Annotated in this window: 9 protein-coding genes; 6 read left to right on the forward strand and 3 right to left on the reverse strand. The window is 45.6% G+C overall.

Annotated elements, in window-relative coordinates; genetic code table 11:
* The first annotated feature begins 88 nt into the window (after positions 1 to 88).
* Positions 89 to 1,789, forward strand: a complete 1,701-nt coding sequence (locus KHO06_RS03045) for a chitinase (RefSeq protein ID WP_212582080.1) — start codon at positions 89 to 91, stop codon at positions 1,787 to 1,789.
* A gap of 182 nt (positions 1,790 to 1,971) precedes the next feature.
* Positions 1,972 to 2,565: a GPR1/FUN34/YaaH family transporter gene (locus tag KHO06_RS03050; protein ID WP_005424684.1), complete on the forward strand. Its 594-nt coding sequence runs from the start codon at positions 1,972 to 1,974 to the stop codon at positions 2,563 to 2,565.
* A gap of 128 nt (positions 2,566 to 2,693) precedes the next feature.
* Here the strand turns inward: KHO06_RS03050 and KHO06_RS03055 are convergent, their stop codons facing one another.
* Both KHO06_RS03055 and KHO06_RS03060 read right to left on the reverse strand, forming a co-directional pair.
* Positions 2,694 to 4,241 (reverse strand): alanine/glycine:cation symporter family protein, encoded by a 1,548-nt coding sequence (locus KHO06_RS03055; RefSeq protein ID WP_212582081.1) that lies wholly within the window; start codon positions 4,239 to 4,241, stop codon positions 2,694 to 2,696.
* A gap of 307 nt (positions 4,242 to 4,548) precedes the next feature.
* Entirely contained in the window at positions 4,549 to 5,805 is a 1,257-nt protein-coding gene (locus KHO06_RS03060) for a D-amino acid dehydrogenase (RefSeq protein WP_212582082.1), read from the reverse strand.
* Positions 5,806 to 5,911: 106 nt separating this feature from the next.
* Here KHO06_RS03060 and KHO06_RS03065 point away from each other — a divergent pair, with 106 nt between their 5' ends.
* From KHO06_RS03065 to KHO06_RS03080, 4 genes are all read left to right on the forward strand, one after another.
* The gene (locus tag KHO06_RS03065) at positions 5,912 to 6,808 is read left to right on the forward strand and encodes a LysR substrate-binding domain-containing protein (protein WP_212582083.1); all 897 of its coding nucleotides are present in this window, start codon (positions 5,912 to 5,914) and stop codon (positions 6,806 to 6,808) included.
* 215 nt (positions 6,809 to 7,023) lie between these two features.
* A complete protein-coding gene (locus KHO06_RS03070; RefSeq protein WP_212582084.1) occupies positions 7,024 to 8,973 on the forward strand; it encodes a methyl-accepting chemotaxis protein in 1,950 nt (649 codons plus the stop codon).
* Positions 8,974 to 9,162: 189 nt separating this feature from the next.
* Positions 9,163 to 9,744: a DUF6795 domain-containing protein gene (locus tag KHO06_RS03075; RefSeq protein WP_212582085.1), complete on the forward strand. Its 582-nt coding sequence runs from the start codon at positions 9,163 to 9,165 to the stop codon at positions 9,742 to 9,744.
* 3 nt (positions 9,745 to 9,747) lie between these two features.
* Positions 9,748 to 10,884 carry a lipase family protein gene (locus KHO06_RS03080; RefSeq protein WP_047482182.1) on the forward strand — a complete coding sequence of 379 codons (1,137 nt, stop codon included), beginning with the start codon at positions 9,748 to 9,750 and terminating at the stop codon, positions 10,882 to 10,884.
* A gap of 36 nt (positions 10,885 to 10,920) precedes the next feature.
* On the opposite strand, the gene KHO06_RS03085 is transcribed toward KHO06_RS03080, so the two are convergent.
* The gene (locus KHO06_RS03085; RefSeq protein WP_212582086.1) at positions 10,921 to 12,579 is read right to left on the reverse strand and encodes a mechanosensitive ion channel family protein; all 1,659 of its coding nucleotides are present in this window, start codon (positions 12,577 to 12,579) and stop codon (positions 10,921 to 10,923) included.
* Positions 12,580 to 12,718: the final 139 nt, after the last annotated feature.

Here is a 12,718-nt window from a genome sequence, read left to right on the forward strand (position 1 = left end):
ATTCACTTCGCTCGGCGTTTTTTCTACATGATCCACTATGTGTCTAGTTATTCCTTGTATATTGTATTGTTCAATACGGAGATTAGACATGTTTGCACTCAAACATCTGCCTCTTGCATTAGGTTGTGTACTTGCTGCACAAGCTCATGCCAGCATGAATATCCAACCTGATCCACAAAACCCAAATGGTTACGTGATTGCTCGTGGCGACATCCAAGCTATGGAGCAAAGTAAGACTTCTGACCCTATGTATGCTATCTGGTCACAAGCGCTAGAGACTCGTCCAAATACGGTTGTTGAAGCGATTGTTCCAGGCGCAGCAAGTAACCCAGAAAACGTTCAACGTGTTGAGCGTGTTTTCCCTGAGTCTGAGTGGGACTTCTTAACTCAGATGGCTGCACCAGAGTACACATATACTCGCTTCCTACGCGCGATTGGTAAGTTCCCTGCATTCTGTGGTGAGTACACAGACGGGCGTGATTCAGACGCGATTTGTAAGAAATCCATCGTGACAGCATTCGCGCACTTTGCTCAGGAAACCGGTGGCCACATTGCGGTTGATAACGTATCGGACAACCCGCTTGCACTGGAAGAGTGGCAGCAGGCACTCGTGCACGTACGTGAAATGGGGTGGTCTGAAGGTCAAGAAGGCTACACCACCGGATGTGGTCAGAACGATTGGCAAAACAAGCGTTGGCCTTGTGAGCCTGGTCAGGGATATTTTGGTCGTGGTGCAAAACAGCTTTCTTACCACTTTAACTACGGCGCGTTCTCTGAAGTGATGTTTGATGGCGATGCATCGGTATTGTTGAAAAATCCGGGCTTAGTCGCTGACTCATGGTTGAACCTAGCTTCTGCAATTTGGTTCTTCTTAACCCCTCAAGCGCCAAAACCAGCAATGCTGCACGTGATTGATCGTACTTGGGTACCATCGCAACGTGAAATTGATGCGGGCATTGGTTACGGCTTTGGTACTACGATCAACGTCATCAATGGTGGTATAGAGTGTGGTGAACAGAACAAAGACAAAGGCCAGCCAGTTAACCGCATTCGTTACTGGGAAGGTCTAGCGGCGCACTATCAAATTCCTATCGAAGCTGATGAAACCAATACCTGTTGGCAACAAACGCCTTACGGTAGCTTAAACCTTAACGGCGCGACTGACGTGCTTTACACCAACTGGGATGGTAACTGGAAATACTACTCAGATCGCCCGGGCGGTCACTCATTTGAATGTGAGTTGGTTGGTTTCCAAACCGCGTATTCGGCACTGGTTGCTGGTGATTACGAGAAATGTGTTACCAACTTCTACCAATCTCATGCTGGTTGGCCTGAAGTTCGCGTTGTCGATAAATTAGATCCAGTCGATCCGGTTGATCCGCCAGTGGATGGTATCGCTGCTTGGGATTCAGGCAAGGTATACAACACGGGTGATCAAGTTTCTTACCAAGGTGCTGTGTATGAAGCGAAGTGGTGGTCACAAGGTAATGAGCCTACGAAAGGAGACCCTTGGAAGTTAGTTTCAGGTACACCAACAGAGCCGCCAGCAACAGAACCACCGGCTACTGAGCCTCCTGTTACTGAACCGCCTGTGACAGAGCCACCAGTCACAGAACCTGAACCACCAGTATCGGGTGAATTTATTGCATGGGAACCGGGTGTCACTCAAGTAGCGAATGGCGACAAAGTGACTTATCAAGGTAAATGCTTTATTGCGAAAAATGGCCCAGGAGTATGGGAAACGCCAACTCAGAGCAATTGGTTCTGGGATGAGATCTCTTGCCAGTAATTGAACAATAAATAGTCTAAGTAACTATAAAGACTCTGCTTTTTAGCAGGGTCTTTTTTTATTCGTTTGCTTGCCTGTTTATGCAATCTAAGTTTTCAATAACGTCTTTTCTCTTTTGATTTTTTGTCCATTAAAATTCGCGCGCAATTTTTATCAACATTTTTGAAAACAGGTACGCTTACATGTCTACTAAACTGGCTAACCCAGCGCCGCTAGGCCTAATGGGTTTCGGTATGACCACGATTCTGCTTAACATCCATAACGCAGGATTTTTCCCAATTGACTCAATGATCCTAGCAATGGGTATCTTCTACGGTGGTCTTAGCCAAGTTATTGTTGGCATGATGTGCTTCAAACGTGGTGATACTTTCGGTACAACTGCGTTTACTTCATACGGTCTATTCTGGCTAACATTAGTTGGTTTAATAGTAATGCCATACATGGGCCTACCAGCTAGCCCAGCACACTTCATGGGTTGGTACCTGCTACTATGGGGCATCTTCACTGGCTTCATGTTTATTGGTTCTCTATGTTACCCAGTAGCGAAGCAAGTTGTGTTTGGTTCTCTTACTATCCTGTTCTTCCTACTTGCGGCACGTGACTTCACTGGTAGCACACTTATCGGCACTATCGCAGGCTTCGAAGGTATCTTCTGTGGCGCGAGCGCAATCTACTTTGCAATGGCTCAAGTACTGAACAACGAATACGGTCGTACAGTGCTTCCAATCGGCGAAAAGCAAAAGCCTCAAGTTGCAACGCAAGAAATCGCAGCATAATCGTTCTGATTTGAATGCAAAAGAAAAGGGTTAGCCACTGGCTAACCCTTTTTTAATGTCCGTTATTCGGACCACTGCTTTTTCTTATATACCTGCCAACCTGTTGGGGGAGGACGCTAAGTGAAACATTAGGTAGATGGTTGCTCTACCGTTTCTGTTACATCGCTGTCTGCGGTTGGTGCTTTACCTGTTTTGCGCTTGTACTTCTCTTCCCAGTAAGTCGCGCCTTTAATACCAAGTGCTACTGGGTTGAACGTAAACTCAGTCACACCGCGTTTCTGTTGCTCTTCATAGTCAGCCAGCGCTTTTAGTGCAGGCTTCGACATGAAGAAGATGATCAGAATACCGACAATGTTCAGCCATGCCATTAGACCAACACCGACATCACCCATTGCCCATGCGAGATTGGCTGTCTTAACCGTACCGTAGAATACGGCTGTGATAAGCACGAGCTTCAAGACGAACATTAAGCCGTTAACTTTTAACGTACGGCGGATGTACGCGATGTTGGTCTCTGCAATGTAGTAGTAAGCCAGAATCGTTGTGAAAGCGAAGAAGAACAGTGCAATAGCAATAAACGGTTTACCAACGCCAGGTAGGGCACTTTCAATCGCCATTTGCGTAAATACTGGACCATTCGCGCCGATGTCTGCTGGTAGGTTTTGTACGAGGAATGTTCCTTCCACCGCACCTTGTACGTTGTAAGCACCAGTGATAAGAATCATAAACGCGGTTGCAGAACATACTAGCAGCGTATCGATGTAGATAGAGAACGACTGAACCAGACCTTGTTGTGCTGGGTGATCAACACTTGCTGCTGCCGCTGCGTGAGGGCCCGTACCTTGGCCTGCTTCGTTAGAGTAAACACCACGTTTTACACCCCAACCAATCGCAGCACCAATACCAGCCATCGGCGTGAATGCATCACCAATGATCATGCCAACGATGCGTGGAATCTCACCGATGTTAAGTAGGATGATAACGAACGCGGTGATGATGTAAGCCAGCGCCATGAACGGAACGATAATTTGAGTGAAGTTCGCGATGCGCTTTACACCACCAAAGATGATGAAGGCAAGAATGACACAGACAACCGTACCAGTGAAAATTTTAGCGAAACTGAACGTACCAATAGCGGTTTCAATCATGTCACCTGAGCCAAATGCTGCTTCTACTGCGTTACCAATACTGTTCGATTGAACGCCAGGAAGTAGAACACCACATGCAAAGATGGTTGCGATAGCGAAGATCCATGCGTACCACTTCTGACCCATCGCTTTCTCAATGTAGTAAGCTGGACCGCCGCGGAATTCGCCTTCGTCTTCTTCTTTATAAATCTGTGCTAGTGTTGATTCTGCGTATGCTGTTGCTGCGCCAAAGAAGGCAACAACCCACATCCAGAATACTGCACCTGGACCACCGAAACCGATAGCAGCTGCAACACCTGCAATGTTACCTGTACCTACACGGCCAGATAGTGAAACTGCCAATGCCTGAAATGATGAAATCCCCTTGGTTGAACTCTTACCATTAAGTAGCAAGCGCCACATTTCAAAGAAGTGACGAATTTGCACAAAGCGCGTCATGATCGAATAGAACAAACCAGCACCAAGGCACAAATAAATTAGTACCGGACTCCAGATAATTCCATTCAGAAAATCAACTAATGACTGCATGAGTATTTTCCCTGTTTGTTATGTTTGTGGTTGTTTTTCGTACAACACATTACCCTTTTTTGTAATGCAATTGTTAACCTTTTTAACTAAAAATCCTTTGTAGCGTGATGGTGGGCACAGAATGCTTAAATATTGTTAAAAATTGGTTCTTGTTATGTATATGGGTGGTTTTTATTGGAAATTGCAATGAATTGATTGAATATGCAGCACATTGTCATGAAAATGTACTGCTAATATAGAAAGTCATATCTTCTAAATGTTATTCAACTTGTGGAGTAATGCGCTGTTTGAAATGGATTGCAGGTGTTTAGGCGTAACGGTTCAAGCTTAATTCTGAGTGATTTGTTACTTTGGTATCCGAATTCAGCATGATGTCTGCAAGTATTTGTCCTGAGCCACACGCCATTGTCCAACCGAGGGTGCCATGCCCCGTATTGGTAAATAAGTTCTCGTAAGGTGTTGCACCAATAATAGGCGTACCATCTGGTGTCATGGGGCGAAAACCGCTCCAGAATTCGGCTTGAGTGAAGTCGGCACTTTGCGGAAACAAATCACGAATCACCATTTCAATCGTATTCTTGCGCTTTTGTGGTAACGAAGGATCAAAGCCTGCTAGCTCTGCGGTTCCTGCGACGCGAATGCGATCATCAAAGCGCGTCATGGCCACCTTATAGGTTTCATCCATGACGGTAGAACGCGGCGCAAATTGCTCGTATTTAATCGGCACCGTCAGTGAATAGCCTTTGACGGGATAAACTGGAATGTCGATCTCAAGTTGCTTGAGTAACGCTGTCGAGTAACTGCCGGAGGCAAGCACAAATTGGTCTGCCTTAAACAAACCACGGTTCGTTTGGACACCCATGATCTTTTTGCCTACAGTAACCCAATTACTCACCTCCGTATTGAATTCAAACCTGACGCCATGGGCTTTCGCAAGCTCTGTTAACTGCTGACAGAACTGGAAACAATCACCCGTTTCGTCATCAGGTAGATATAACCCGCCGACCAGCTTTTCTTTCACTAATGCTAACCCCGGTTCTTGTTTGATGCAGTGCTCGACATTCATTAACTGAAAGCGTGTACCGCTTTGCTCTAACAGCTTAAGGTCTTTCTCTATGGCATCGAGCTGCTGTTGAGAGCGAAATACTTGCAGGGTGCCCAATTGGCGTCCTTGGTATTCAAGCGCATGATCACGGCGTAACTGCTCCAAACACGCGCGACTATGATTGGCGATAGAGAGCATTCTTGCTTTGTTGATCTGATAGCGGGATAAGGTGCAATTCGACACCATTTGCGTTGCCCAGCGAATTAGCTCTGGACTGAGAGATGGCTTTATTTTAAGTGGTGCATGCTCTTCAGTGAGCCACTTTATGGCTTTGAGTGGTATCCCTGGCGCTGCCCATGGTGAAGAATAACCGTAAGAGATTTGTCCGGCGTTGGCGAAGCTGGTTTCCATCGCACTGCTTGGTTGGCGATCGATCACGGTGACCTGATAGCCTGCCTGAGATAAATACCAAGCTGAGGTTAAACCGATAACACCACTGCCTAACACGATGACTTCCATTGATGCACTCCACACATTTTCTATGTTGCGCAGTTTGTCTTCTTTACCTTTTGTTAACAATCGATATAAATTACATTCAGCGTTTAGAAAAACTATAGGCTCAAGAATGAAAAGTAGTGTTGTTAGCGGGCTGTGGCTATTTAGCCAAGTGGCAGAACACAGCAGTTTCACCAGTGCTGCAAAAGCATTGCACTTGACGACCGGTGCGATCAGTCAGCAAATCATTCAATTAGAAGAGCAGCTAGGTTTTACTTTGTTTGAACGCCATTCGCGTGGCATTCGACTAACACCCAAAGGGTTACAATTATCTCAATCTACGCAATTTCACTTCACCGAGCTCGGGAAGACACTTGAAGAGCTACAGATTGAAAAGCTCCACAATGAAATTCGCCTCAAGTTGACGCCTTCGTTTGCGTTTAAATGGTTGGTCCCACGTCTTGAAAGCTTTCACCTAGAAAATCCCGATCTCCAAGTACAGATTTTTGCTGAGGGGGCGTTGGTGAATAGCGAGCTAAAAGACTACGACGTTGCGATAGACTACGGTTCTCACCCCTATCGAGATAAAAGCGCAGAGCGGATTCTCGATGAACAACTTTTGCCAGTCATGAGTCCAAAATACCTTGAGGATCATAGGTGGCTAAAAACTCTTAAAGCGTCGCCAGAACAATGGCGAGACGCGACGTTACTGCACGATGCTATGCCATGGGATAAGGCTCCGCGTGACTATGAATGGCTGTATTGGGCATCAAGTATGGGATTCGATTTTAAAACAGATGTAGGGCACTTCTTTAATCGTACTGATATGGCAATGTCAGCGGCCGAAGCCGGAGTGGGTATCGCAATGGCACGCATGGCGCTGGTGGAAGACGAGTTAGCATCTGGTCGCTTAGTCTCGCCATTTGAACCTGTGGATGCTAATGCAGGTTACTATCTGATTATCAATACAAAAAGTGAGCCAACCGATCGGTTTAGACAGTGGTTGGTGCAGCATATTCGACAATAACTCGAGCCTGTTCACTAAAGCTGTTGGCTGTTCACTTCCTGATACATTTAATCTACTTAAGTATCAGTAACTTCCTTGATTGTGCGGAACCAAGCCCATACCATCCGGCGTGTGTTAAATATCTGTTGTGATTGCTAATTATCTGATCTCACTTTTTGTGTGCTACAAAAGTTAAGTGAGCAGTAGCAATCCCTTTTCTGAACAGGGAGTCGTTAATGAAGTTCAGTACACAAGTCAAAGGTTGGGTGGTTTTCGCGAGTATCGTACCAGTAATAGTGGCTCTGCTCGTTTCCGTATATTCCTCCACAAAAAGTTTGAACACTTTAAATGAAGAGCGTTTGGTCGCGCTTCGAGATACCAAACAAGCGCGTCTGGATGAATTGTTTGAGCGCTACCAAAACAATACCTCTGCGGTGGCTAAGGTGGTGGCAACGAATATAGACCAGTTGTTTAATGGTGACTTCCACCGCTTACTGACCGATTTAAACCGAGAATTGGATTTCTACGATATTTTTATTGTGGATGAATCGGGTGATGTTATTTATACCGTCGCACGAGAAGCCGATTATCAAACCAACTTGGTCTCGGGGGCTTATTCAAACTCAGGTCTCGGTGATGTATATCGTGCCATTCGAGCAGGCAAGCAATTTGCTGCTGTTGATTTTGCTCCCTACGCCCCTTCGAATGGGGACCCCGCTGCTTTCCTCGGTGTACCTCTAAAAGTCGAGGGTGAGCAATGGATGGTCGCCACGCAAATGTCGATTGATGGTATCAATCAATTAATGAACCTTCGCAGTGGAATGGGTAAATCTGGAGAAACGTACCTTGTTGGCTCTGACTATAGAATGCGTTCCGACTCATTCCTTGATCCTGTAGGCCGAACGATCCAGGCATCTTTTGCAGGCACGGTAGAAAACAATGGCGTAGACAGTGACGCAGTCAAACGAGCGCTGGCAGGTGAATCCGGTGTTGAGACCATTATCGATTACAACGGCAATCCGGTCGTATCTGCCTATTCTCCGATTGATATGTACGGACACCGCTGGGCATTGTTGTCTGAGATAGATGTGGCAGAAGCGGAGCAACCTATCAAAGAACTGATGACACTAAATGGCATTGTGCTATTTCTGGCAGTCATTGGCGGAATTAGTGTTGCGCTTGTTGTTACCCGTGCAGTAATGAAACCTTTGGGCGGCGAACCAGAAGAGATGAAACAACTGATGAATCAGTTGGCACACGGTGATTTACGACTGAATATCTCTCAAGCCGATGAGGGAAGCTTGAAACAGACGTTGAATACGACGGCGAGCAATTTAACAGTGATGATCAAAGACATCAGTGACGCTTCCTCTCAACTTGCCGCTACGTCTGAAGAATTGAGTGTGGTGACTGAGCAATCAGAGCAAAGCTTACATGTTCAAAATGACGAACTGCAGCAAGCCGTCACAGCTATTCATCAAATGACATCATCCATCAGCGAGGTGGCAGGCAGTGCAAGCTCAGTATCTGTTTCGGCCGCGGAGGCTAACCAAGGTTGTCAGCAAGAGCTTCAACGCATCACGAAAACAGTCCATACCGTTTCTGGATTGGTTGAACAAGTGGATGAAGGTAATCACAACGTCGTGCAATTAGCGGAACAAGTTCGCGAAATTAGCACGTTACTTGATGTGATTCGAGGCGTGGCAGACCAAACCAATTTACTCGCTCTGAACGCCGCAATTGAAGCGGCCCGAGCTGGTGAAAGTGGACGTGGCTTTGCTGTCGTCGCTGAAGAGGTTCGTAACCTCGCGCAGCGAACCCAAGTGTCTACAGAGCAAATTGAAGAGATGGTACACAAGGTTAACCAGCAGGCAGAGCAAACCGAGGCCATCATCAACAACTGTAAGTTAGTGGCAGGAGAAACGATGGAGCAAGTGCAAGAAACGGGCGCCATGATCGAAACGGTTGTTGGGACTATGGAACAAATTCACCGCCAAACTTCCTCTGTTAGCCAAGCTACGGAAGAGCAAGCTAAGGTGTCTGGTGGCATAGACAGCAGCCTGGTAACTATCCAAGATCTAGCGACCCAAAACGTCTCGGGGGCACACGAAACTTCTGCATCCAGTCGAGAGTTGGCTCGTGTCGCCGTGAACTTAAAAGAAATCGTGGACGATTTTAAAGTCTAACTTTGCGAAACCGTCTCAATTGAGGCGGTTTTTCTTTTGCGTGATGTTTAAGAATTAATAAAAACAAATGTCTTAATTACATGATACTTCGAATTGCTTCCCACAAATTACTTCCCGTTTATTAACTCCTCTCACTCCCTCGTCTTTTTCCATATCATCCCAAAAAGAATCAATGGATAGAGAAAGAGTATGGCTAAAAGAACCTTACTTATATTGGCCTTAGCTCTATTTTCGGTAGGAGCAAGTGCAATGTTTTGGCCGTTTAAAAAATACGATGTGGAAATGTCCCCAGAAGTGCGTGGTGTCATCAAGCTAGATGGCGTACCACAAGCAGGATTAACGGTTTATCGAGAGCTTTATTATGAAGGTTATAAGAAGGGCAAAACCTTAACCGACGAAGCTCGAACCAATGAATATGGAGAGTTTTCCTTCGATCCTGTTACCGTTCGTTCCAGCGCACCAGGAGATATCTTTGGCGGAAGCCTAAGGGTTTATCAAAATATTTGTGTTAATTGTGACTCTGAGAAAAAAGAAATTTGGGGAGCGTGGGTGCCAACTGAAGGGGCCGAATCTCTGAGCTGGATGCTAATGAACATAGACTGCGAACTATCAAATAGTAAGCGAATTCATGAGGTTGAAACTTCCTCAGAGAGTAGTAGGCGAACTCCAGTTCATTCTGTCTGTGATTGGGATAACCAGAAAATTGATACATATGAATATGATGAAGTTACTGATACCCATGTGTTGAAAAGTAATACCAAGGAAGGGTAACCAATGAGCACAATTTCCCCATTACTGGCAAGTGAACTAAGCATTACTGCTTATGAGGTTGAGCATAACCTTGAGCGAGTGAAGTTGCCTGCTGTTGTTGACAATCATTTTAGCTTTTCGAAAGTAGAAGTCGGTACATCTGGTGGTTTTTTCTTTCGGCCTGAAACGGGATTTGCTCTTTTAGGGAAAGGAAAAAGTCAGCGCCATAAGAATGACCTTGTTTTAGCTTTTAGAGGCACTGCGGGTTTAGCGGATGGAATTACTGACCTAACGTGTAGTGGAAAAGGTACGGGCACCGGAGAGATCGTGCATTCGGGGTTTCAAACGACTTTTTATTCCATGAAAAAAGGTCTCACTCGCTTTCTGCGCGAAAATCCGGTAACTGGTAGTGGCACGGTCCATTGTGTTGGACACAGCTTAGGTGGTGCATTAGCTACGTTGGCTGCTAACTGGATATCGGCCTCCCCAGAGTTTAAAGGAAAAGTGAACCTGTATACCTTTGGCTCACCAAGAGTCGGTATGAAAGCTTTTTCGATGAATTCATCATCGCGTATTTCGTCGCACTACCGTTGCGTCAATGGTGCAGACCCAGTGACCAAAGCACCTGTATGGCCTTTTTATCACGTGCCTTATGATGGTTCTGAGTACATATTGAGTCGCGCGCAGGGGCTTCTCCCCAGCGCACATTTTATGTCGGAATATAGCTCTTACACGCAATCAGCAACGTGGGATAGTCTAGGACTTCAAACTGCAAACTCAGCTTTTAAGCGTGTTATTTTGAACTACGAGAATCGGTTGCAAGCGAAACCTTCCGCTGACTGGGCAGATAAGATTTCAGCTGCAATCCTCACGTTGTTAATCGATGGTGGCTTTGCAGCGACGGTTTTTGCCCTACAGAGTGGTGGCGCGGCCATCGCGACCATCTATGATGCAATGGCGCGTTCTATGGTCAAAATTTCAGAGCTCTCCACCGAGTTTACTGAGCGAGTAAAAGGTTTACTTGGCCACATGTTAGTGTTTGCGGGAAAAGTTGCCCAGATTGCCATTAAATTTACCTATTCGTTCATTCGTTGGGTATTTGAGTTGGTCTTGGGCAAATTGAATAAAGCCGTTAAAGCCGCGCTCAAAACTACTTTTTAGTCTCGTAGAAACCGCCTCGTCTGAGGCGGTTTTACATTATGTGTTTTGATCTATTGCTTGAGCTTTAATTTGAACTTGGGCTGTAGCTGCCGGCTGTACAGAATCGGTGGCGAGATAAGTGGTATGAGAAGGCAAAGCGAACTTTGCGTCTTCCGCTTCAATAATCTGATTAATCGATATCAGTAGCGATTGCTGCAAATTAAGAAATGTCTCTTTACTCGTTGTATTCAGGTGAGCGAGAACTTTAATATCCAAACTGTAGGCATTGAAGGTATCAAAGTGTACTCGAATAGGTGAATCTAAAACGTTAGGGTGCTCTTGGAGCAAGTTTGCTATCTTCTTCGTGATCGTTTGGAGTTGAGACATACTGGTCTCATACCGTAATCCAATGGTTGCCTTGAACGGGTAACGGTCTCGACGGCTAAAGTTGATGATTTCATGCTTAATCAAGTCCCCGTTGGTGATAGTAATTTGGGTTCTATCTTTTGCTCTGATGCGAGTCGAGCGCACTCCTATTTGCTCTATAACGCCTGATTGATTACCAATTTGGCAGTAATCCCCAACCGACAAAGATTTGTCCAAAAACAAAATGACACCACCAATTAAGTTCTCCATTGTGGGGCGAATTGCGAGTGCAATGGCCATCCCTCCAAGACTCAATCCTGTTACGATTCCGTATACAGGTACCCCTAATCGATTTAAACCGTAACCGAGGCAAGCGATCGCAGCCATTGAGCCCAAAAGAGTACCAATAATTTGTGCCAGGCTATGACGTAATGTTGATTTCGAGCGTTGTTTCTTCATCAGTAGGCGACAAGCTTGATAGATAACAAGGTAAGCGACTTGGCTGAGCAAGAGCCAACAGATGAGTTCGATAACTATATTCAACGTCGACATTAACGTGCCCGTTAAATTAAGTTGGTAGTCTGCAAGGTATAGAAAACCGCTCAAGGTTAATACGGCGAGAATTGATCTTGTTACAGGCGCACTAACATTGTGGAACAGAAGAATGAGAACGCCGCTCATTGCCATGAACGATATAGTTAACCCCAGCCATTGCCAGAGGGCTTGGCTCCAATACTCGACCATAAATACGTCCGGCAATGATTCGATAAGATAAAACCAGTGTGGCGGAATTAAACGTCCAGCACTCAGCGAGTAGTATTTAAAGTAGTCGAGGGATGCTTCGGAATGAGAGGGTAAGTGCTTGACTAGAAGGTAGTCGCGATACAACCCTTTTACGGTTTGCTGGGAAAATCGATATTGACCATCGGCCTGCTTCACTAGCTCTAAACTGGTTTCTGGCACTCTCCATTGTGCTAGTGCATTGCTATTTGGAATTTTGGAAAGCTCAATGAGAGGTACTCGGTCGAGAATCTCTTTCATTAGCATCACGGACTCGAGTGCCACTCTATTTTGGCCAGAATCAGGCACATCACTTAAGTCAAAGACTTGAGTTGCTTTATCGAAAAGTGCATACACTTTCTGTCGATTAGGCTCAGTGTTGTGCTTTTGATCAGCCAGTATGAGATTGAGTTCTTGATTCGCTTCAGCCACTAGGTCATTGAAGCTTATTATCGCTTGTTGTGGCGTTGAAAGGTTTGGGGGAGAAAGTGGAAAAGGATCACTTGCTTGAGTTAAATGACTGAAGAGCAAGAGCAGAGCCCCCATCATCCATGATGCGATTTTTGTCATGTGCCTTTCCTAGCCTTGGTTCTTGTCCTAATAAGTCTAGCTAAAATATTAGGTTAGATAACAAAGGGCAGCATTCTCTCGCGTAGATTGCGAGCTAACCGATATGTAAACTGCTTAACAAAACAAAACCGCCTCATCT

Source organism: Vibrio sp. B1FIG11 (assembly GCF_905175335.1).
In the GTDB taxonomy this organism is placed as follows: domain Bacteria; phylum Pseudomonadota; class Gammaproteobacteria; order Enterobacterales; family Vibrionaceae; genus Vibrio; species Vibrio campbellii.

Coding starts and splice junctions, on each gene's coding strand:
- KHO06_RS03045 (WP_212582080.1), top strand. CDS start 89: ATGTTTGCACTCAAACATCTGCCTCTTGCATTAGGTTGTGTACTTGCT.
- KHO06_RS03050 (WP_005424684.1), top strand. CDS start 1,972: ATGTCTACTAAACTGGCTAACCCAGCGCCGCTAGGCCTAATGGGTTTC.
- KHO06_RS03055 (WP_212582081.1), bottom strand. CDS start 4,241: ATGCAGTCATTAGTTGATTTTCTGAATGGAATTATCTGGAGTCCGGTA.
- KHO06_RS03060 (WP_212582082.1), bottom strand. CDS start 5,805: ATGGAAGTCATCGTGTTAGGCAGTGGTGTTATCGGTTTAACCTCAGCT.
- KHO06_RS03065 (WP_212582083.1), top strand. CDS start 5,912: ATGAAAAGTAGTGTTGTTAGCGGGCTGTGGCTATTTAGCCAAGTGGCA.
- KHO06_RS03070 (WP_212582084.1), top strand. CDS start 7,024: ATGAAGTTCAGTACACAAGTCAAAGGTTGGGTGGTTTTCGCGAGTATC.
- KHO06_RS03075 (WP_212582085.1), top strand. CDS start 9,163: ATGGCTAAAAGAACCTTACTTATATTGGCCTTAGCTCTATTTTCGGTA.
- KHO06_RS03080 (WP_047482182.1), top strand. CDS start 9,748: ATGAGCACAATTTCCCCATTACTGGCAAGTGAACTAAGCATTACTGCT.
- KHO06_RS03085 (WP_212582086.1), bottom strand. CDS start 12,579: ATGACAAAAATCGCATCATGGATGATGGGGGCTCTGCTCTTGCTCTTC.